The 20,333-nt window shown below is 57.9% G+C and carries 18 protein-coding genes; 5 read left to right on the plus strand and 13 right to left on the minus strand.

Annotated elements, in window-relative coordinates:
* Genes araD1 through ABIQ96_RS22295 form a run of 5 tightly spaced genes read right to left on the minus strand, consistent with a single transcriptional unit; the run spans nucleotide 1 to nucleotide 5,303 of the window.
* A complete protein-coding gene (gene araD1, locus ABIQ96_RS22275; RefSeq protein ID WP_348216852.1) occupies nucleotides 1-1,002 on the minus strand; it encodes an AraD1 family protein in 1,002 nt (333 codons plus the stop codon).
* Nucleotides 999-2,177, minus strand: coding sequence for an L-rhamnonate dehydratase (locus tag ABIQ96_RS22280; protein ID WP_348216853.1), 1,179 nt, complete (start codon nucleotides 2,175-2,177; stop codon nucleotides 999-1,001). The genes araD1 and ABIQ96_RS22280 overlap by 4 nt, the downstream gene beginning before the upstream one ends.
* Nucleotides 2,178-2,185: 8 nt before the next feature.
* Nucleotides 2,186-3,079: a hypothetical protein gene (locus tag ABIQ96_RS22285; protein WP_348216854.1), complete on the minus strand. Its 894-nt coding sequence runs from the start codon at nucleotides 3,077-3,079 to the stop codon at nucleotides 2,186-2,188.
* Nucleotides 3,076-4,320 (minus strand): MFS transporter, encoded by a 1,245-nt coding sequence (locus ABIQ96_RS22290; RefSeq protein ID WP_348216855.1) that lies wholly within the window; start codon nucleotides 4,318-4,320, stop codon nucleotides 3,076-3,078. The genes ABIQ96_RS22285 and ABIQ96_RS22290 overlap by 4 nt, the downstream gene beginning before the upstream one ends.
* On the minus strand, nucleotides 4,317-5,303 hold the full coding sequence (locus ABIQ96_RS22295; protein ID WP_348216856.1) for a PQQ-binding-like beta-propeller repeat protein: 987 nt from the start codon (nucleotides 5,301-5,303) through the stop codon (nucleotides 4,317-4,319). Before ABIQ96_RS22295 ends, ABIQ96_RS22290 begins: the two co-directional genes overlap by 4 nt.
* Nucleotides 5,304-5,455: 152 nt before the next feature.
* Between ABIQ96_RS22295 and ABIQ96_RS22300 the strand changes: the two genes are divergently transcribed.
* Entirely contained in the window at nucleotides 5,456-6,208 is a 753-nt protein-coding gene (locus tag ABIQ96_RS22300) for a GntR family transcriptional regulator (RefSeq protein WP_348216857.1), read from the plus strand.
* 12 nt (nucleotides 6,209-6,220) lie between these two features.
* Here ABIQ96_RS22300 and ABIQ96_RS22305 read toward each other — a convergent pair whose 3' ends face one another.
* Both ABIQ96_RS22305 and ABIQ96_RS22310 read right to left on the minus strand, forming a co-directional pair.
* A complete protein-coding gene (locus ABIQ96_RS22305) occupies nucleotides 6,221-6,718 on the minus strand; it encodes a hypothetical protein (protein ID WP_348216858.1) in 498 nt (165 codons plus the stop codon).
* Between the two features lie 109 nt (nucleotides 6,719-6,827).
* Nucleotides 6,828-7,076 (minus strand): hypothetical protein, encoded by a 249-nt coding sequence (locus tag ABIQ96_RS22310; RefSeq protein WP_348216859.1) that lies wholly within the window; start codon nucleotides 7,074-7,076, stop codon nucleotides 6,828-6,830.
* 334 nt (nucleotides 7,077-7,410) lie between these two features.
* Between ABIQ96_RS22310 and ABIQ96_RS22315 the strand changes: the two genes are divergently transcribed.
* The gene (locus tag ABIQ96_RS22315) at nucleotides 7,411-9,591 is read left to right on the plus strand and encodes a PQQ-dependent sugar dehydrogenase (protein WP_348216860.1); all 2,181 of its coding nucleotides are present in this window, start codon (nucleotides 7,411-7,413) and stop codon (nucleotides 9,589-9,591) included.
* Nucleotides 9,588-10,997, plus strand: coding sequence for a glycosyl hydrolase (locus ABIQ96_RS22320; protein ID WP_348216861.1), 1,410 nt, complete (start codon nucleotides 9,588-9,590; stop codon nucleotides 10,995-10,997). Before ABIQ96_RS22315 ends, ABIQ96_RS22320 begins: the two co-directional genes overlap by 4 nt.
* 9 nt (nucleotides 10,998-11,006) lie before the next feature.
* Here ABIQ96_RS22320 and ABIQ96_RS22325 read toward each other — a convergent pair whose 3' ends face one another.
* The 4 genes from ABIQ96_RS22325 to ABIQ96_RS22340 all read right to left on the minus strand — a co-directional run bounded on the left by ABIQ96_RS22325 (nucleotide 11,007) and on the right by ABIQ96_RS22340 (nucleotide 15,731).
* On the minus strand, nucleotides 11,007-12,605 hold the full coding sequence (locus tag ABIQ96_RS22325; protein ID WP_348216862.1) for a hypothetical protein: 1,599 nt from the start codon (nucleotides 12,603-12,605) through the stop codon (nucleotides 11,007-11,009).
* Nucleotides 12,606-12,640: 35 nt separating this feature from the next.
* Nucleotides 12,641-13,846 (minus strand): hypothetical protein, encoded by a 1,206-nt coding sequence (locus ABIQ96_RS22330; RefSeq protein WP_348216863.1) that lies wholly within the window; start codon nucleotides 13,844-13,846, stop codon nucleotides 12,641-12,643.
* Nucleotides 13,847-13,947: 101 nt separating this feature from the next.
* On the minus strand, nucleotides 13,948-14,361 hold the full coding sequence (locus tag ABIQ96_RS22335) for a hypothetical protein (RefSeq protein ID WP_348216864.1): 414 nt from the start codon (nucleotides 14,359-14,361) through the stop codon (nucleotides 13,948-13,950).
* A 254-nt stretch (nucleotides 14,362-14,615) separates the two neighbouring features.
* Nucleotides 14,616-15,731 (minus strand): DEAD/DEAH box helicase, encoded by a 1,116-nt coding sequence (locus tag ABIQ96_RS22340; RefSeq protein WP_348216865.1) that lies wholly within the window; start codon nucleotides 15,729-15,731, stop codon nucleotides 14,616-14,618.
* Between the two features lie 151 nt (nucleotides 15,732-15,882).
* Here ABIQ96_RS22340 and ABIQ96_RS22345 point away from each other — a divergent pair, with 151 nt between their 5' ends.
* Together ABIQ96_RS22345 and ABIQ96_RS22350 are read left to right on the plus strand one after the other, a co-directional pair.
* On the plus strand, nucleotides 15,883-17,190 hold the full coding sequence (locus ABIQ96_RS22345) for an amino acid permease (RefSeq protein ID WP_348216866.1): 1,308 nt from the start codon (nucleotides 15,883-15,885) through the stop codon (nucleotides 17,188-17,190).
* 35 nt (nucleotides 17,191-17,225) lie between these two features.
* Entirely contained in the window at nucleotides 17,226-18,335 is a 1,110-nt protein-coding gene (locus ABIQ96_RS22350) for a hypothetical protein (RefSeq protein ID WP_348216867.1), read from the plus strand.
* On the opposite strand, the gene ABIQ96_RS22355 is transcribed toward ABIQ96_RS22350, so the two are convergent.
* Both ABIQ96_RS22355 and ABIQ96_RS22360 read right to left on the minus strand, forming a co-directional pair.
* Nucleotides 18,325-19,296 carry a serine hydrolase gene (locus tag ABIQ96_RS22355; protein WP_348216868.1) on the minus strand — a complete coding sequence of 324 codons (972 nt, stop codon included), beginning with the start codon at nucleotides 19,294-19,296 and terminating at the stop codon, nucleotides 18,325-18,327. The genes ABIQ96_RS22350 and ABIQ96_RS22355 overlap by 11 nt on opposite strands.
* Nucleotides 19,297-19,400: 104 nt before the next feature.
* Complete coding sequence (locus tag ABIQ96_RS22360) at nucleotides 19,401-20,327, minus strand: AEC family transporter (protein WP_348216869.1); 927 nt, start codon at nucleotides 20,325-20,327, stop codon at nucleotides 19,401-19,403.
* Nucleotides 20,328-20,333 lie beyond the last annotated feature (6 nt).

The raw sequence follows: 20,333 nt of genomic DNA on the forward strand, positions 1-20,333 counted from the left end.
TTATTTCAGAGATTGGATGTGGATCAAAGGGGCTTGTTCTTTCGCGACATGCAGTGGATTGCGGAGCGCGCGGCCGAAGCCGTTGAACGAAATTTCCATCAAGTCCTTGTCGGCAAGTTCGATGCCGTCACCGAAACTCAAGGCGCAGGCTCCGTAATAATGGACATGCAAGTCGCCGGGCCGGCGGTGGGTTTCGAATTTGAAATGATGCTGCTCGATGTTCCGCAGGCTGTGGCACATCTCGTCCTCGCCGGTGAGGATTTCCTTCGACCACAATTCGCTTCCGCCGCGCTTGAGCGTTACTTTGCCTGCAATCGATCCGAAGTCGGGATCGATGACCATTTCCGGCCCGAGAGAACAGGTGCGGATTTTTGATCCTGCTAGATTCAGGTAATTCTTTTTCTCGAACTTGTGGTCGGAAAACTCATTGCCGATCGCCATGCCGATGCGGTGCGGTTGCCCGTTTGCATCGATCAGATAGACTCCGGCAATTTCCGCTTCCTCGCCGCCGTCGTCGGCGTAAGGCGGGACATCAAGCGGGTCGCCATGGCCTCGCAGGATCGAACCGTTGCCTTTGTAAAACCATTCCGGCGGAATGCCGATTTCTCCGTCTGCGGGTTTGCCGCCTTCGACGCCCCAACGGAACATTTTCATGCTGTCGGTGAGTTGTTCGTCGCCGCCGGTGTGCATGGACTGGCGATTTTTCGCGCTGCCGAGATGGGTGAGTCCGGTACCGGAAACCAGACAGCGCGCCGGATTTTCAGGATGATCGATCGGCAGGAGCAATTGCCACGGTGAGCTTCCCGAGTAAATCGCGTCGTAGTCTAACAGTCCGCCGGTCGCGCGTTCCCGGATCAGTGCGAAAAGGGAGGTTTCGCTTTCGATGGCTTGTTGTGCAAGTTCGTAAATTGACGAGACTCCGGCGAGGATGTGCAAATGGGGTTCTTCGACGAATGCGACGTGGCGGGTCGAACCATTCTGGATTTGGACGAGGCGTTTCATTCGATGACTTCGAAGTTTTTCAGGCTTTCCTCGTTCACCGTTAGGCCGAGTCCTGGGGTATTTTCGTCAAGATCGATGTAGCCGTCTTTAGGAATCGGTTCGCCGTCGAAGCAATACCAGAACAGCTCGTTTCCAACTTCCACATCGACCTTCGGGAAGAACTCGGCCATCGGCGAGTTCAGGCTGGCCATGACGATGTGATAGTTGTGCATCTGCCCGGCGTGGGGGATGACGGGGATCGAATGCGCCTCTGCGAGCGCGGCGATTTTCTTCGCTTGCGTGATGCCGCCGACGCGATTGGTGTCGAACTGGATATAGTCCACCGCACGAGCTTCGATCAGCTCGCGGAAACCGTAGAGAGTAAACTCGTGCTCGCCACCGGCGATGGGAACGCGGCCGTGTTTTTTCAATTCCGCATAGCCGTGGATGTCGTCGGGAATCACGGCTTCTTCGAGCCAGCGGAGGTTGTACTCTTCGAGTCGGGGAATCATCCGTTTCGCGTAATCGAGATTCCAACCCATGTAGGCGTCGGCCATGATGTCCACTCCATCACCGACGGTTTCGCGCACGGTGCGAACGAGATCGAGGTTCTTTTGCATCCCCGCCGCGCCGTCGGTCGGGCCCCAGCCGAAACGCATCTTCATCGCCTGATAGCCTTCGTCCTTGTAGCGCTTCGATTCGCTCGCGAGTTCGTCGAGTGGCGTCGAATAGAGCCGGCTGGCATAGACGGGGATTTTTGGTTTTGTTCGACCGCCGAGAAGTCGATAGACCGGTTGTTTCGCGGACTTGCCGAGGATGTCCCACAGCGCGATGTCCACCGCGCTGATTGCGACCATGCCAATGCCCTTGCGTCCGAACGCCATGGTCTTGCGATACATGTGCTGCCAGAGAAATTCGATGTCCCACGGGTCGGCTCCGATGAGCAGCGGCTTCAGATAGAGATCGATGACCTGCTTGGTCACGCGCGGCGACAGCGCGGCATTGCCGATGCCGACCAAGCCGTCGTCGGTGAAAATTTCCACGATCAGCCAACTGTGGAACGTGAAGGTGCCCATCGTCGATTTGCTCAGCATCGGCGAAACGGCGTCCATCGGATTCGTGCAGAAATGCGGTGGGAGCGGGACGGTTTTGCCGCGCCATTCGATGACGCGGGTGCGGATTTCCTTGATTTTCATGATGTTTGTTAGCGGAGAACTTCGCCCTTGGTGACATCGCCGGGGACGTCGAGCAATTGGATCTGATTGATGGATTTGAAGTTCGCGTGGTCAGCGGATTGCCAGACGATTTTCTTGTCGGGCGTGAGTTCGAACACCTGCGGCTGCTCACCGAGGTGGCCGTGACCGAGGTAATTGCAGAAGACGGTATTGCCGTTAGGAAGACGCTGGCAGCCCGCCATGAGGCGCAGCGGATTGCCCGGCAGATCATTTTCGTTCAACTCCCAAACGATCTTTTCTTCCGCGTCCAACTCAACGACCTTGTGGCCGTCGCCACAGGTGACTAGCAGATGGTGATCGGGCAGTGGCACGACCTCGTGGACGTCGCCGGGCACCTTGATTTCGCGCAGTGATTTGCCATCGCCATCGAGTTCCTGAACCACATGCTCGCCTTTGCGGCAGACGAGATAATGTCCGTCCTGTGTTTTCCGGACACCGCGGAACTGGTCGTGAAGTTTCACGGACTCCGGCGGAGGAGTGAGTTTGATTTCCTTGGCGATTTTGCCGTCATGTCCGATTTCCAACAGCCGGCAGGGTCCGCACTCGACGACGAGCACGAGACCGCAGGGCAAAGGCTGGCAGGCGTGGACTTCGGTATTTGCGCCGGCTTTGTATTCCCAGACGGTTTCCTTGCCGGTTGTCATTTCCAACGCGCCGCCGCTATGGCTGAAGAGATAGTTACCACTCGGCAGCCGCCAGCAATCCTGAGGATGATTGCAGGAATGTTCCCACTCGATTTTTCCCTCCGCGGATACGACGCAGACCTTTCCGGCCACGGAATCGGTACACAGGAAAGGATGATCGGCCCGGGCAAAGGGAGCGACGGAAAGGAGAGCCACTAACAGGATTGATATCGGTTTCACGGATGGGTTTGGATGGGTTGGATTTTGGGGACCAGCAGGCAAATGAGAATGAATGCGGCGACGTGCATCGACCCGGAAATGACCAGCGCGGGCGTATAGCTGTAGCCGTGGTCGCGAAGCCAGCCGACGACCTGACCGAGCAGGACTCCGCCCATCGCGCCGCCGAAGCCGACGAGTCCGGCAAGCGTGCCGACGGCTTTTTTCGAAATCATGTCGGTGGGTAAAATCATCACCAGCGTGGACCATGATTGTTGCCCGAAAAACGCGAGGCTGAAAATGAAAATGACCCAGCCGACGGAATGCAACTGCGGCACGAACATCACCCATGGCATCAGCGCCGCACTCGCACCGAGGGCGATCTTGCGCGAGGCGTTCACCGAAAGCCCGCGCCCGAGCAACCAGCTTGAAAAACTGCCGCCGACCAGACAGCCGACGCCGGATGCGGCGTAAGGAATCCAGCCGATGCTGCCTGCGGTTTTGATATCGAGTTGGAACGCGTCGAACAAATACTTCGGCAGCCAGAACAGATAGAAATACCACGCTCCATCGCTGAGAAATTTCGCACCAACGATTGCCCACGTTTCACGATGCTTCAGCAAACTCGCGAGTGGAATACGGACCTCGCAAACAGGAGCGGAGGAAGGCTGATCCGGTGTTCGATAACCACGCCACCACCAGATCGTCCACAGCAAGCCGAGCCCGCCGGTTAAAAAGAATACCCATCGCCACGGAGCCAGTCCGAGCCAATGACAATGCGTCAGCACCAGTGCGATCAGCGGCGGAGCAATCACCGCGCCGACCGCCGTGCCTGCGTTGATGATGCCCATCGCCGTGGCGCGGTTGTTTCCCGGAAACCACTCCGCCACCGCACGCGTCGCAGCGGGAAATCCACCGCCCTCACCAACTCCTAACAACAATCGGCTCGCAGCCAGCATCACCACACCGCCAGCCAGTCCATGGCTCGCACAAGCGAGCGACCAGAAGATCATGATGACCAGAAATCCCCGGCGCGTGCCCATTTTATCGAGTAGCATTCCGCCACCGACATACATCAGCCCGTAGGTCACCAGAAACGCCGAGTCCAATCCGGCCTTCACCTGGTTGCTGAACGGGATGTCCGCCTGGATTGCCTTGATCGCCCATGGCAAGGTCTGCCGATCCAGATAACTGATCGCGATCGCCACGCTGACGAGAATCGCGATTTTCCAGGCTGCGGATGATGGAGCTGCGGCGGTCGTCATTGTTGCAATCCACCGGTTTCCACCACAACTCCATCATCCAGCAATTGGATGGAAGACGCCGGTCCGAGATCCGGGTCTTTCCATTGGCTCAACGCCCAAACCACTTTTTTCGCCGGTGTTACTTCCAACACCTGCACCGAGCCCGGCCATTTTTCAGGATCTTTCAAATCGACCGGGCACCAGTTGCAGATCACCGTGTTTCCGTTAGCAAGGCGGCGTGCTTCCTGGAAAATGAAACATTGGATGTCCGGCACATCCTTTCCGGAAAACTGCCAGACGATCTTTCCCTGCTTGTCCACCTCGATGACATTCGAGTGATCTCCGGTGATGAGCGTGTTGCCGTTGTCGAGCCGGCTGGCCGACCACGGATCTTTCGTGGCATAAGACCACAGTTCCTTGCCCTCTTGGTCGTATTCGACAACCTTGCGATCATCCAGGTGGGCTGCTAGAAACGTGCCTTCCTTCGTCTGCCGGACGCGGCGGAACTGCAAATGCGGGCGCTCCGGATAAGGAACTGGCAGGGTGATCTCCTTCTCGATTTTTCCGGTCGCCTTCTCGATAACCATCAGCTTTGCAGGATCGCCGTTTTGGGTCACCAGCACCCGGTCGGGTCCGATCGGTTGCACGGAATGGATTTCCGAGCCTTTCGGCGCGGCGAGATCCCAGACAATTTTCTTGTCCGGTGTGACTTCGCTGGCACCCGTTTTGCGGCAGAAGATGATGTTGCCGTTAGGAAGCATGGTGGCGTCGCCAAGCTCCTGCATTACACCGTCGGCGTCCTTGATCGGGATGTCGTAGCTCCACGAAACCTTGCCGTCGCGCACGACAAAAATCGTCTGCGTCGCTTTCCGATGATCCCATTCGCCCGTGTAAAGAAACGCATGCCGCGACAGGCCGGTATCGGCCGGAGCATCGGCGACAGCACGCGTCAGTGGAGCAGCGGCTCCGATGGCTGCAAGAGCCAGCAAAGGAATATTCATCATTGGGTTTAGAATGAAGCCACTGATATATCAGTGATGGACCGTGTCAAGCAGTGATCTGAATCTGGCCTGAAAGTGCTGATTCTTGACAATTGGGGCGGGAAAATTGTTATTTCCCACTGATATTTCACAGCCCGACAAAGTTCAACGAATCCGTGAACAAGAAAACCGCCAAATCCGTTTCTCCCGCTTCTTCCGCCGCGCGAACCCACTCGCTGGCTGAGCGGGCATATTTGGAAATCCGCAACCAGATTCTCAAAGGTGAACTCCCTGTCGGCATGGCGCTGGCCCGGAGGAAACTGGCCGCGGCCTTGGACATCAGCGTGCCGCCTGTCAGCGAGGCATTGCAGAGGTTGGAGCGCGAGGGACTGGTCGAAAGCAAACCACGTGTCGGAACGCGGGTGCGAATTCCGACGCGACAGGACATCGAGGACCGCAGCTTGGTGCGTGAGGCGCTGGAAACCCAAGCGGCGCGGCTTTTTTCCGAACGGGCAACTCGTGATGAAAAACAGGAGCTTCAACAAATGGGACGTCGGGTGGACCAACTCTATGCCGCCAGCGAGGGCTGTGCCGACGACCGTGAATTTTTGTTCTCCGTGAACTCCTATCACATGAAGCTGCATCTCCACATCGCGGAATGCGCGCGCTGCCCCGCCTTGCGGGATGCCATCGAGAAGGAACAGGTGCTGATTTTCAACTGGCTTTATGACACCGCAGTGGAGCGCCGCACGCTTGGCTCCGATTTCCACGCCCGCCTTACCGACACGCTCGCCGACAGCACTCCGGTTCAAGCCGACGAAGCCATGCGCGAGCACATCCGCCGAGGGTTGCAGGAGGTTCTCAGCGGGCTCGAGCGGATGGACGAAAGCACGAACGGCTGGCGTCACAAAAAACCTCCGTCTCTTTGACGAAATACCAATCTATTGGTCCGCACCACCCGGCGGCCGCCCGTCGTCATGCTCCTTCAGACCGAACTCGGACGCCAGGTTGTCGTGGGTGTGATTGACAAAAACCGACGAACCTAACGGACGATGATCACCCATCACCCGGCGAAAGGCACGCCGATAGAGATCCACCACTCTGGCCCCCGCCTCGACCGCCAACCCCATGGACGACGGCGCGGCAGAATGAAGGAAATCCGCATCGCGCTCCATCGAGGATTCCTCGCGCTCGATGTGGTGAAGCAGCGCCTCGATTTTTTCCATCCTGACGGAATCGGGCTCGCCGCGCAGCCGGGATTCCTCGAAATTGCGCTTCAACGCCTTCTCCTCGATTTTCAACATCTCCAGCCGTCGGAGAAGTTCCTGACCGGCAGGTTGACCGATTTCATGAATTTCCTGCTCCAGCTTTTCGAGCTTCGCATCCACCACCGCGATTTTTTCCGCGAGTATCGTTGATTCTTCGGGCGTCGATTTCATAGGTCATTGAAGTTGTTGCTACAGGCTGATTACCACCTTTCACGCTAGCTGACGCCGGGGAGCTTCGCAATTTGTTTTTCCGATCCGGCAAGCCCTCGTCCCCGGGAAATCAATAAACGTCGCCGGACACGCGGAAAGCCGGAGCAACCGTTCTCGGCACCGGTGCGGCACCCGACACGGAACTCCAGTGATTCGACGCAAAAGTTCCCTCCAAATCCGTGTTCTCCGAGGTATCCGGCAACTCGATGGCATTCCGCATTTCATGCAGAATGAAAATCACCGCGACCATTGATGACAGAGCCAGAGAGCCTCCGATGATCCAACCCACCGTGCTGGAGAGCCCCAAAAAATACACCATGGCCAGAGTAATTCCTCCGGTCCACATAAGGCACGAAACGCCCACCACCAAACATGCGGTCAGTGATGGAGACGGGGTTTTCATAATTATAAAGTAAACACAGGCTGCGTTTTTATCAAGATGGAGAATCCAAATTGAAAGGGTCCATGGGTTGGGTGCAGATCGGTAGAAATGAGGGCGCGGTGCCATCAAAGACAAGGTAAAAAACAGAGCGCCTAAGCCCGAATGAGTAACATTTTCCAGCTCTCCCCATTTGGGGGGGTAACAATGATGACACCTGCCGGAATCCAATATTCGATTGACCAAAAATCAACGCAAGCCATCCCTAGAAAGCATGCAATTCCCGAGTCCCCGCCAAGTTCCAATCCGGAGATCACTTCTGGCGTTGATCGCGGTTTTGATCCACTCCCATGCTCTGGCTCAACCTTCCCGAACGTCGGGCCCCGACGGGTTCCGGGAATTCGCTACGGAACACGACGGAAACATCGCCGCCGGCCGAACCCTTTTCACCAGCATGTCCTGCGTGCAATGCCACTCGGTCGATGGCAGCGCCAACAAGGCGGGACCCGATCTATCAGCCGTCGGCGACAAATTCCGGAAGGCAGATCTCATCACCTCGGTTCTTGATCCGTCGTCCATGATCGCCGTTGGCTATGACAACACGGTCCTCACGCTCAAGGATGGCTCGATGGCTTCCGGCGTGATCAAACAGGCCACTGACGATTGGCTCGAACTGATGGGAGCCGATGCCAAGCCAGTCCGCATCGCGACCAAAGACATCGCGAAACGGGAAACCACTCCGATCTCGCTGATGCCCACGGGCCTGCAGGCCGCGGGCTCGCCAGCCGATTTCGCCAATCTCATCTCGTATCTCGGCAGCCTTCACATGAACAATGCAGGGATCGAGCGCGAGGAAATCCCCAAGGCGGGAAATCCGGTTAGACTCGATTCGTTCTTCGACGACGGGATCACACTGAACGAGCCCTTGTGGTTCGGCGAACTGCCTGGAAGGAAAGACGCCCATGTGGTTTTGGAACATCGCGGGATGTCGTGGATCATCGAGAAAAAGCCAAGTGGCGATGTTCAGACGCCTTTCCTCGACCTCACCAAAGTCATCCGCGCCGGTGGTGCGACCGGTTTGTTATCAATGGCATTTCACCCGAAGTTTCCCGAGGATCTCCGCTATTTCCTGAAGTATCAAATCGTCGAAGACGGCAGGATTTCGACCCTCATCATGGAGCGGAGATTCTCGCCCGATCTGAAAGGAGATTCCGGCGCACCCCCACGCCAGCTCTTGAAAATTCCGAGCACCACCCAGGACCACAACGGTGGCTGCGTCGCCTTCGGGCCTGATGGATATTTTTACTTCGGCATGGGCGACACCGGACCGCAGCGGGATCCGCAGGGGCATTCCCAGGACATGAGCCTTTTGTTAGGGAAGATGCTGAGGATCGATGTCGATCATCAGGACGAAGGACTGCCCTACGCGATCCCCAAGGACAATCCTTTCCGCAACCTTGATGGTGTTAGGCCCGAGATCTGGGCCGTCGGTTTTCGCGAACCATGGCGCTTCGGTTGGGATTTGCAAACCAAGGATCTGTGGGTGGGCGATGTCGGGCAGGATCAATACGAGGAAGTTGGGATCGTCCGCATCGGAGAAAACCACGGATGGAACGTCATCGAGGGGTTTCATCCCTACTCGGAGCGCTATCGCCGCGTGGGAGAATTTCTGGTGCCGCCCGTGTGGAGTTATTCCCATCGCCTCGGAAGTTCCGTGACCGGTGGTTTCGTTTACCGCGGAAAGAAAGCCCCGCAAATGTTCGGATGGTATGTCTTCGCAGATCACGAGAGCCGCCGGATCTGGGCGCTCACGCAGACCGACCGCAGGTTGGACAAACTCGTTGAAATCGGCCAGGCGCCGACCCGAGCCGTTTCCATTTCACAAACCCGCGACGGCGAGCTTTACCTTGTCGGCTTCAACTCCGGAAAAATCTATCACCTCGCGCTCGATGTGGTGGATCCCGTTCCACTGGAAATCCACGTGCTCGCCGCGACCGCCGAGAAAGAACCACACACCGCGAAATACACCACCGAACGCCCGGACGAAAAATGGGCAGCCATGCCATTTGACGACTCCGCGTGGAAGGAATCGGTCGGCGGATTCGGAACCCAGGGAACACCCGGCGGCGTAATTCGGACCGAATGGAGCGAGCGCGACATCTGGCTGCGGCGCGAGTTCACGATTTCAGAATCCGGCCAACCGGACCCAAAGTCCCGACTCGCCCTGCGAATCCACCACGATGAGGATGCCGAAGTCTATCTGAACGGAATCGAGGTGGCCAATCTCCCACGCTGGACACAGGGCTATATCGAAGTCCCCTTGCCCGCCGAAGCCGCACAATCCCTGCGTTCCGGCAGGAACGTGATTGCCATCCACTGCCACCAGAATACCGGCGGACAATTCATCGACGCCGGGCTGTTGGAGTACGTCAGCCGCAGTCCCGCAAAACCATGATTGCGAAAGCGCTTCGCTCCATTTTCCTGCGATCCTCTCTCGCCCTAACAATCATTGCAACGGCCTGCGGGCAGACCACGCTGCGGATCGATCCCGAGAGCCGTTTGCAGGAATTCCAAGGAATGGGCTGCGGCGTGATTTTCTACGAAGGCCATGTCACCAGCTTCGCCGCACGTGAAAAACCGGATCTTCAGTCGCAACTTTACGACGACATGTTCAAGGATGTCCGCACCGATTTTCTCCAACTCATGATCCGCCATGATCACGAACCGGAGAACGATAACGACGACCCCATGAAACCCCGCTTCAAGCCGGAATGGTTCGCCTACGCGGAGCAGACCGTCGCCATCTGCAAGGCCGCACGCGAGCGGAACCCGAAAATCCGTTTCTATGCCACGCTCTACACTCCGCCGCCATGGATGAAGACCAACAACGACCCGTCCGGCGGCGGCAAAGACAAGGCGACCATCAAGCCCGGTATGGAACTCGAACTCGCGGAATACTGCTGGGCATTCCTCGCCTACATGCAGCGCGCAGGTTTCCCGATCGAGTTCCTCAGCATCGCCAACGAGCCCGACTGGCCTCACGATCAACCGGGCTACAACCTCGATCCGGCCTCCCATGCGAAGCTGATCAAACAGGTCGCCGGCTATCTCGATGAAATGGCCCGTCGTTTCCCGAATGTCCCGCTGGCAAAACTCGTCGGGCCTAACACGCTGAACGCTCTTAGCGCCGGACCATGGATGCGGGAGGCGGATTCGGTTTCCAAGAACGCCATCGCCGTGGTGGGAACCCACGACTACGACCGCCGCGGCGAGCGATTCGAAGCCTTGCGGAAAATCGCGGGGACCCGTCCGCTCTGGGTCACCGAATGGTCTGTGAACGGTGAAGACAAATCACCCGACCTCATCAATTCCGCCGGGAATTACTGGCTCGCGATGACTGAAGCCTTCAATCAGGGCGTCAACACTTGGATGGCCTATGACTGGGTCTATCCGCCGCGCGAAGGTGGTGAGGCGCTGATTCATGTCGATTGGGGAAACAGCTATCACAAAACGAAAATTTACGAGGGCTTCCGCCAATGGTGCGCTCCGCTGGCTGCGGGAGTGTGGGTCGTGAAATCCAGCCTCAACGGCCCCGGTGCCACCGGCATTTCCCAGCCGGGCGTGAAAGCCTGCGCCTTTCTATCCGCCGACGGCAAACGCCTCGTCGCCCACGTCGCCAACGTGCAGGACAGCGACGCAACCTTCGCCATTGATCCCGGCCCGAAGTTCGCGGCCGCCCGATTGAAACGAACCCGCACTTCGGGTACGGAAAACATGGCTACCCTTCCAGTGGTCGCGGGCGGCTATCCGGTCAGCCTGCCGGCGCGTTCCATGAACACCTGGGAATGGACGCTCGACTAACAGCGAGTTTCACCAACCCGCCATTTGCAGCTTCTCCGCCACCGCTTCGAGTTTGGAGTAATCCTGCCGCCACGTGGTGTACATGAATCCCTTCATGCGTTTCACGTTCTTCGCGGATGCCAGCCACGCATCCACATCGGACAAATCGCCATCGTAGAATCCGGCGATGAGCTGCGGGTGGCCGAGCTTCGAAAAGAACGGGAGGCTGTCATCGCGCTTGCCGAAGTTCCAGTTCATGATCTCCACGCCGGGTGTGAGTCCCTCCCATGATCCCTCGAACGAACCGTTGGCCAGATAGTAATTCTTCACCGCGTTGTGATACGGATCAAAGATGTCGTTCCAAACCAGGATCCGACCGCCCGCCACCTGCTTGCGGAGGATGTCGGTGCAGAGCCGGAGATTGTCCGCAGCGATCTTCCCGGGAGTCTTGCCGCTTTTCACGCAGGCGGGATCCCAGCCGAGCAACCGCCATTCGTCGTGGCTCATGAAATGCGTTTTCGTTTCCCACAGATCCGCCACTTCCTTCGCCTGATTCCGCAGCAGCATCTGGAACGCGGGTTCCTCAACACAGCCACAAACCTGCTCGTCGTAAATGATGTGGGCGTGGTAGTACGAGACGCGTAGTTTTTCGCCGTCGGGCATGCCCTTCACCCGCAGCACAGGCGGTTCATGCCATGGTTTGAAGGCACCGGGCCACGGCGTCGTTCCGGTGAGTGGATTGGTCACCGGTTCGAAATCTTTTTCTTCCACCAGAATCTTCCCACCGACGGACTTTATCGTTAGAAATTTCCCGTCGCGTCGCAGAAGATTGACCGGACCGCATTCCCCAATGCCGGCATCGCGCCACCAAAGCGTCCCCCGATGTCCGCCCCATACGCCCAAATAGAGAGTCAGCTCGTCATTATTGAGGGAATTGAAAGTGACATCGTAACGGGTCCACGGTTGATCCGCTTTCGCCGCAAGGTTGGTCCATTGAAGCGATCGCCCGTCCTTGCCCAAGGCCTTGATCTCCGGCTTCCCTCCAGCCAATCCTTCAGTGCGAATCTCGACCGACACGTGATACTGGCGGAACGGCGAGACTTTGAGTTTTTTCATCAATCGGGCATTCTCCGTCATCGGCTTGCTCCGCATGGCACCGTCATCGGGGACGATCGTATCATCCACAAATCCCCAGCCTTCCTTCGATGTGGTGGAGGGCAGAGAAACCGGCGGATCGGAGACAATTCCTGCAACTCCATCCTTCACCACGAACAACGCGTCCCTGACCGGCAAACCTTCCGCCAGATTCGGATCGTGAAAAAGGATATCGTTCGAATAGCCGACGGGGAAAACTGCCGGCACCAGTTCGATGCCCAGACGCTTCGCCGTCGCCTTCACTTTTTCCACGTTCGGACGGTATTCCGTCGTGACAGTCGCCAACCGGGAGAACTTGGAATCCTGGATCAACGCATGGGTGTAACCCGCCGCGACCGCACGGACTAACAAGCCGTCCACCCGCTCAACCTCTGCGCCCACCTGGAAATTCGCCGGCAGATAGATCCAGCGTTCCATTTTCTCCGCCCCATGCACGGAGCCGATCATCGCAAAAATCACCAACCAGGTTTTCATCACCGGACCTGAACGCGTGATTCGCGCGCCATCATTCACCAGCCGGGCAATGTTTCGGAGAGAATCGCAGTGATCTTGTCTCGTTCCGGCGCTTTCAACCAATCGATTTTCGAGTTCTCGCCCTCCAGCGCCCGGTGCATTTTTTCGAGCACACTCCACTTCACCCGTGGTGGCAGGTCCCGGAACGCGGCCGAATAAACCATGAACGAGCAACGATGCTTGAAGAGTCGGTGAAAGAGCTGGAAGTCCGCCAGCGAACGACCATCCGAGGTCTTTGAAAACCGTGCGGTGAAGGACTTCTGGAACGCCTCGCCGCCCTCGATGTTTTCACCGGGATCGGCTTCGTCCTTGAAGAACAAACAGTCCACGATCTGATCCGCAGCCCCGTCCGCGACGCGGCCCGCAGAGCCACCGTCAGGATCGGCAGCCGCATCCATTGCATGCCCGAGATAATAGGCCCGCCGGTAATTCATCGAGGCGGTGGTCAGCAAATTGTGCATCCGGCATTGGTGTTCGAGGACCATCAACGCAACAATGTCACTGGTCGGACGCGGATATTTCGAAACCTCGAGCCTTGCGCTCAAATTCGCCAGGTCACTAGGCAGCGGTTTGGGAGAACCTCCATCCTGATAGGTCCGGTTTCCCAAGTGAGGCAATGAACTACGACCCGTGACATAGTAGCCGCCCCATCTCGCAGCCAGCGGCGTTTCATGATTCACCTGACTGGTGCCCATGCCCAGCAGCGGATCGCCATCCTCATCCGGAAACACCGAACGCACCTGCAAGCCGGGAACGTTTTCTGTCGCCGTGGTTCCGTGGCAGGAAATGCATGTGGACAGGTCGCGTTCGATTTTCAGCCCGCCCTCCGATCCGGCACCGATCAGATAGAACACCGGACCTAACACAGAATCCTGCGTGATGACCTCGATCTTCCCGCCGGGCACATAGCCGACGTAGGCGTTCGGAGAAAAATACAATGCGCGCGGATTATCCGGTCGGATCAGCGAATTCTGATGGCTGGTTTTTGAAAACACCAGCACCTGCGAATCCTCTGAAACATCCAGCGTTTTCAAAACGAACCGGAGTCGCTCCAATCCCGTTTCCCCCTCGACCTTCTTTTTCCCGGATGCGAGATCCGCCGCCAACGACGACATCGCATCCTTCGGCACCGTGTCAGAATAGCGGATCGGAGCGAGATCCCAAAGATCCTCCGCCGCCGATGCGCCACACGCCGTAAACATGAACCAAATCAGACATCTCATACCAAGTCGCGGGCCAGCAAACGCCAAAGGCCGCGGATTGACCACGCGTTTGTTTGGATTGTCAGCGCGTCGATTGTCATTCAGTAGTCATTCGGATCCGCGCGGTGGAGCACCACCTGATAGTTCGCACGCTCGAAAATAACGCCATTCTGGGCGCCCTTCATTTTCCAAACACCTTTCGCCACAGCGTTGCGCGAGCCTTCGGAATACGGATTGCCGATCACCAGACTTCCCTGCTGCGGGAAATACTGCCACGCCATGATCCGCACTTTAACGCTTGGATTCTCGCGCATCGACACCGCCACGCTGCCGCTGAGTTTTCCCATCTGCACGCCCTTGCCGAAATCGAGGAAATATTCCCTCGTCGCGGTGGCTGGGAAAATCGGATCGTTGCTGGCAATCACCTTGTAGATTCCACGGAACTGACCAGCCGTTGATTCCTCAACATCAGCACGGGCGAGACCCGATGCGGAAAGGATGGCGGCTCCGACCATCGCTGAAATTTGAATGAGCCTTCTGGAAACGCGATTCTGGGATCTTGTCTTCATACATCACCTCCTAGCGTAAGGTGTACCGCTAGCACGGATCCGCGTGGTTGCAACGAATCGCCCGGCAAAAGATCGCCGTCCCGGATGCAATTTGCCCGAAAACGAGTGATTATGCGTCTTGGAAAGTTCCCCGGCTGTCGCAGCCGGTTTCAAAGCCTCCACATCCGGCTGAGAAAGCCGGAACACAATTCGTTAGCCTCCTATTTCGCCTCCGTGAACGACAGCCCGAGTTCGTTTTCCAGCCCAGTGATCTTCGCCCGCTCGCGGGGTTCGATGAGTACGAAAGAGGTCCCCTTTTTCCCGGCCCGTGCGGTGCGGCCGCTACGATGCGTGTAGTATTCCGTTTGCTCAGGAAGCTGGTGATGAATCACGAACGACAAGCCCTCGACATCGATTCCGCGCGCGGCGACGTCGGTGGCGATGAGAAACTGGACGCGCTCCTTTTTGAACGAGCGCATGATGGTATCGCGCTCTTTCTGAGTTAGATCACCTTGCAGCACGGCCACCGGAAAACCACGAGTCGTCAGCTGTTTCCCTAACACGATAGCACCCGCCTTGGTCCGGCAGAAAATCACACCGCGATTTTCCTTCTGGCGTTTGAGAAACTCGGCGATGAAATCCGTTTTTTCATCGCGACTGCAAATCACGAACTTGTGGTCGATGTCGCGGTTGACGACATGACCCTTGTCGATCTTCAACTGGTGCGGCTTGTCCGACATGCAGTCCTTGATCAAGCCGTGAATCGCATCCGGAATGGTCGCGGAAAACAACCACGTGCAGCCCCGGCCGCGGGTGAGTCCGAAGATCTTGATGAGCTCCTTCTTGAATCCCATGCTCAACATTTCATCCGCCTCGTCCAACACCAGATACTTCACACCGATAAGTGTGAGCGCCTTCTTCTGGAACAAATCGAGAAGCCGGCCCGGGGTCGCGACGACGATGTGGGTCGGCCGTTGCAGCGCCGCCACCTGACGGTCGAAATTGTCACCACCGGACAAAACCTCGACGAAGATTTTCTGCTCGGAATACTTCGTGAAGCGGAAAAGCTGCTTGCCGATCTGCTTTGCCAGCTCCCGAGTCGGCGCGATGACCAGACCTTGGATGGCATTCGATTTCGGATCGATCTTCATCAGCAGCGGCAGGCCGAAAGCCGCCGTCTTGCCGGTTCCCGTCTGAGCTTGGGCAATGAAATCACCGCCGCTTTCGAGCAGGTAAGGGATCGCCTTGTCCTGGACATCCGTCGGATGGACGATGCCGAGTTCCTGGATGCCTTTGACGAGATCCGCACGGACTCCGAGTTCTTTGAAGGTTTTCAATGGTCTAAATGGCTGATGATTCGTGCCCGCCTCTTTCCGGCGCGGCGGTTTCTGAAGCCACCTTGCCCGTCCCGATGCCGGATGACGAGCCATGAAATTCGGGTTCATGCTCGATCTTTTGTCGAAGGGCGGTTATGGCTCATGCCGCCCCATGAATCAATCCAGCCCCTCGAAAATCGGCACGGTGCCTGCGGCGGCTTTGGTCGTGTCGAGCATGGTGGGCACCGGGGTGTTCACGAGTCTCGGCTATCAGTTGCGGGATATTCCGTCGGGGCCGGGAATTTTGCTGGTGTGGGTCTTGGGTGGGCTGGTCGCGCTTTGCGGGGCACTGTCGTATGCTGAGTTGGCGGGAGCGCTGCCGAGGTCGGGTGGGGAGTATCATTTCATCGGCAAGCTCTATCATCCCTCGCTGGGTTGGACGGCGGGGCTGCTGTCGGCGGTGGTCGGTTTCGCCGCGCCGACGGCGCTGGCAGCATTGGCGTTGGGGAGTTACGCCCATCGGGCGTTTCCAGTGGTTCCTCCTGTGGCGGCTGCGGGAGTGGCGCTGGTCGCGGTGACGGGCGGGCATCTGATCAATTTGAAAACGAGCGCAAGGCTGCAAACAGTTGCCACGGCACTTAAGCTGTTGCTGATTCTGGGATTCATCCTCGCAGCCTTCATCAAAACCGGCCACGGCGACATTCGTTGGAAAATTCAGCCACAAACAGACCTACAGATCATCGCCAACCCGGCGTTCGCGGTGGCGCTGTTATTCGTTTTCTACGCCTACTCGGGATGGAACGCCGCGGTTTACCTGCTAGAAGAACTCAAGGACGAGCGGCGGACGGTGTCGCGCTCGCTGGTTTGCGGCACGCTGCTGGTGATGGCTCTCTATGTGCTGCTGAATGCGGCGTTCCTGAAAGCAGCGCCCGTCGCGGATCTAACGGGCGTGACGGAGGTTGGTCACGTCGCGGCCAAGGCGCTCTTCGGCGAAGGAGCGGCGCGCTGGTTCAGCGGGCTGCTGTCGCTGGGCCTGGTCGCGACGGTGAGCGCCATGGTCTGGGCCGGCCCCAGAGTCCTGCACGTGATGGGTCGGGATTTCCATGCGCTGCGAATTCTGGCGGCGAAAAACCGTCATGGCATTCCGGTGGCGGCGACGTTGATTCTATCAGGCGTGGCGTTGGTATTCGTGTTGACTGGAAACTTCGGGCAATTGCTCACCTACACCCAGTTCGCGCTGACCTTATGTGCCTTCCTGACGGTATTTGGAATTTTCATCGTGCGGCGTAGGCCGGCGACAGAAGGCGCGTTCCGCTGTCCGCTTTATCCCCTGCCACCGCTGGTGTTCCTGGCGATGACCGGCTTCGTCATGGTGCGCTCGCTGGTCGCGGAGCCGGTCCCGACTTTGGCTGGAATGGCGACAGTGCTGCTGGCCTGGTTGTGCTATTTTCCGCTGCGCAAGGCGGGTATTTCCGGATAGAAAAATTCCAACCCCAGTGTAAAAACACTCCCGTCATGAAATTTCCACTCCTGCTCCTGCCGATTGCTCCAATCCTATTGGCCCTCACCGCCTGTGGTCCGTCCAAGCCACTCGCAGTGCAACCGCAATATCTGGATCAGCCGCCTGCCAACTTCCCGGTGGTCACCGGCGAGGCGGGACCGGATGACGTCGGGCTGTTCCTGGCAGGCAAGCCGGTGCGGCACGGGGCCATTTTATCACGACTCCAACAAACGGTGGAGTATCAGGAGCACCAGCGGGAAATCGGCCGGATCTGGCGCGAAACAGGCCGCCAGCGCATCCATCTGATGGAAGCCTGGGCTGGCGGTGAAGTGGCACCGGTAGTGGGCGGCGGGGGGACGGTTTACTATCCGTTCGGCGGACCCGACCTGCTACACGTCAGCGCGATGTTCGGGCAGGTGCGGAACTACGCGTTGATGGGGTTGGAACCGGTGGGCGACGTGCCGGCGCTGGAATCGCTGCCACCGGGCGAAGTGTTGGCGGCATTACCGGCCTTCCGTCAATCGGTGAAGACCCAGTTGTTAGTCGGCTACTTCGTGACCAAGGACATGAAATCCGATCTGGAACGCAGCGCCTTGCGCGGGGTGACACCGATCCTGCTCGGCACGGTGGCACTGATGGGCGGCGAAGTGGAATCGGTGAACTCTCTATCAGCGGGTGGAAATCCCGGAGTGGAAATGCAGTATTACGATGGCGGCGGGATGCGCCACACCGCGTATTACGTGGCGGGCGATCTTTCCAACGGCGGATTCAAAGGCGGCTACCAGCAATGGCTTTCAAGTCTAGGCGGCAAGGCAACCTATTTCAAGGCGGCGTCTTATCTGATGTACGACGACCGTTTCTCGCAGGCCCGCGATTTTTTCCTGAGCCAGTCGCATGCGGTGCTCCAGGATGACGCGGGCATTCCGTTCCGTTATTTCGCTCCGGACACCTGGACATTCCGGTATTATGGAAACTACGAAAAACCCATCGAACTCTTCGCCCAGTATCAGCAGGACGACCTGAAGCAGGCATTCGCGACAAATCCGAAAACGCCGATCGGTTTCGGCTCCGGCTATCACGCGAACTATTACGATGCGAACCTTCTGTTAGCTATCAAGCGCTGACCGCCGCCCTCAGGAACGCGGCGTCATCCCAACTGGCGGAGCGACCGAGCCTGACGATGACCCAATCCCGCGACGGCAGCACATAAACCCGCTTGCCGCCGGAGCCGACCATGGCCAGCCAACCGGGATCGACAGAGGTCGCGAGGCAGGCGTGTTGCCAGAACGAAGGCGGACTGACCGCGTCAAGGTGGAGTTCCGGTTCGATGGCAAAGGCTCCGGTTTTGGCCGCGTTGCGATTCCACCAGAAGCCCGCGGCAACCATCGGGTTTGCTGCGTGAGGTGAGGCGAGATCGCGGAAAACTCCCCCATTGAGATCAACGGCGTTGCTTCCGTTAGCGAGCTTCGCGACGACCTGCCCGAGACGTCCGAGATCCTGAACGCTGAACTCCGCACCGGTGGAAAGATAGAATTTTCCCATACCGTCCTTGCGCCAATTCGGACTGGAAATGCCGATGCGGCCCATGATCTCACGCAGGAAACTCTCCGTAGTCGATCCACGTTCCCGCAGAACACGACGCAGGACTTCCGCCAGGATTTCCGATGATGCCGGACCATAACGAAATTGTTCTCCCGGTGGATTTACCAATGGCAACGAGCGCGCCACCCTGCCCTTGTCCGGGATCGAACCCCGATAAAGAGCCTCCACGCCGGACGGAAAACCCGCCGTTTGATTGACCAGCATGCGCACCGTGATGCGGCGCTTTCCGGCGTCGCTTCTCCACTCGGGAAGGATATCGATCAGCGACCGGTCGAGGTTGATCCAGCCTTGGCCCGCTGCTTCCACCACCGCGAGCGCGGCCAGCGATTTGGTGATGCTGAATGAAGGCATTCGTCCGCCAAGATTGCGGCCGGCAATAAAGTGCCCGCGTTGCCAGATTCCATAGCCATCACCGCCCAGACGGGCGACCGCATCAATGTTGATTTCCCCGGCAGGAGTAAAAGGAATGGAACAGCCAGGCATCAGCGCGATCAAACCCGCTCGGCTTGCCAGACTTATCCATCGCCGACGTTTCATCGACAGCTTTCATAGCACATCACAGGCAGATCAACAATAGAGATGGAGCATCAGAGCCACAATTTCAGGATGTATAACAGAACTGTGGTCGTGAACATGCTGAACAACGTGCTGTAGTAAACAGCGGAGGTCGAAAATGAAATGTCTCCGCCGAATTCGTGGGCGAGCAACGCCGTATTGACCGCCGTCGGTGCGGCAGCAGCCAGAATGAGTGAGGCGGATGCGTCTTTCGAAAATCCAAGGGCAAGCGCCAGGGGCGCGGCAAGAATCGGTGCGATGACGAGCCTCAATGCGATGGCCGACCACAACGGCGCTCGGAATGGCGCAGGCTTGGTTTGCGACATCTGCACGCCGAGGGTGACGAGAGCGAAGCCGATCAGGCCGGATTGCAGGAGATCCAGTGGTTGCGAGAGCCAGATCACCTCCTTCACCGGAACCGCGAAGGTTTTGCAAATCACTCCGGCAAGCAGGGCGTAGATGGTCGGCTGGCGCAGGACTTTGTTGAGTGCCTTGCGATGCGAGCCTGCGCTTTCTCCATGCGATTGCGCGAGGAAAAGCCCGATCGTGTAAGTGGAGACGTTCATCGTCGCCAGGACGTAGATCTGCACTGCCGCCGCCTGGTGACCGAACGCAAGGGTGACGAGTGGGAGGCCGTAGTTTCCGCAGTTGTAGAACATCGTCGCCAGCGAAAGCGACTGCCGCTGCCGCCCGTGCATTTTGAAAATCTTCGCGGCGATCGCGCTGCCGATGAACATCAACACGATGGTCGAAAGCGTGAACGCCACGATCCGCAACGCCTCGCGACCGGCGAGCTCCGTATCCAACACGTGGGTGAAAATGAACGCCGGAACCATCAGATAGATGTTCAGCTTCACCAGACTCTCCAGATGAAGATGAAATTTCCGGTCCAGCAGCCAACCGAGGCCGACGATCAGGAAGATCGGCGCGCAGACGTTGAGGAAGAGTTGGAAAAACACGGGACG

The sequence above is a fragment of the Luteolibacter sp. genome (assembly GCF_039920825.1).
Lineage (GTDB): Bacteria > Verrucomicrobiota > Verrucomicrobiia > Verrucomicrobiales > Akkermansiaceae > Luteolibacter.

Coding starts and splice junctions, on each gene's coding strand:
- ABIQ96_RS22345 (WP_348216866.1), top strand. CDS start 15,883: ATGAATCAATCCAGCCCCTCGAAAATCGGCACGGTGCCTGCGGCGGCT.
- ABIQ96_RS22320 (WP_348216861.1), top strand. CDS start 9,588: ATGATTGCGAAAGCGCTTCGCTCCATTTTCCTGCGATCCTCTCTCGCC.
- ABIQ96_RS22355 (WP_348216868.1), bottom strand. CDS start 19,296: ATGCCTGGCTGTTCCATTCCTTTTACTCCTGCCGGGGAAATCAACATT.
- ABIQ96_RS22305 (WP_348216858.1), bottom strand. CDS start 6,718: ATGAAATCGACGCCCGAAGAATCAACGATACTCGCGGAAAAAATCGCG.
- ABIQ96_RS22310 (WP_348216859.1), bottom strand. CDS start 7,076: ATGGTGTATTTTTTGGGGCTCTCCAGCACGGTGGGTTGGATCATCGGA.
- ABIQ96_RS22295 (WP_348216856.1), bottom strand. CDS start 5,303: ATGATGAATATTCCTTTGCTGGCTCTTGCAGCCATCGGAGCCGCTGCT.
- ABIQ96_RS22350 (WP_348216867.1), top strand. CDS start 17,226: ATGAAATTTCCACTCCTGCTCCTGCCGATTGCTCCAATCCTATTGGCC.
- ABIQ96_RS22280 (WP_348216853.1), bottom strand. CDS start 2,177: ATGAAAATCAAGGAAATCCGCACCCGCGTCATCGAATGGCGCGGCAAA.
- ABIQ96_RS22290 (WP_348216855.1), bottom strand. CDS start 4,320: ATGACGACCGCCGCAGCTCCATCATCCGCAGCCTGGAAAATCGCGATT.
- araD1 (WP_348216852.1), bottom strand. CDS start 1,002: ATGAAACGCCTCGTCCAAATCCAGAATGGTTCGACCCGCCACGTCGCA.
- ABIQ96_RS22330 (WP_348216863.1), bottom strand. CDS start 13,846: ATGTTTACGGCGTGTGGCGCATCGGCGGCGGAGGATCTTTGGGATCTC.
- ABIQ96_RS22335 (WP_348216864.1), bottom strand. CDS start 14,361: ATGGTCGGAGCCGCCATCCTTTCCGCATCGGGTCTCGCCCGTGCTGAT.
- ABIQ96_RS22315 (WP_348216860.1), top strand. CDS start 7,411: ATGCAATTCCCGAGTCCCCGCCAAGTTCCAATCCGGAGATCACTTCTG.
- ABIQ96_RS22325 (WP_348216862.1), bottom strand. CDS start 12,605: ATGAAAACCTGGTTGGTGATTTTTGCGATGATCGGCTCCGTGCATGGG.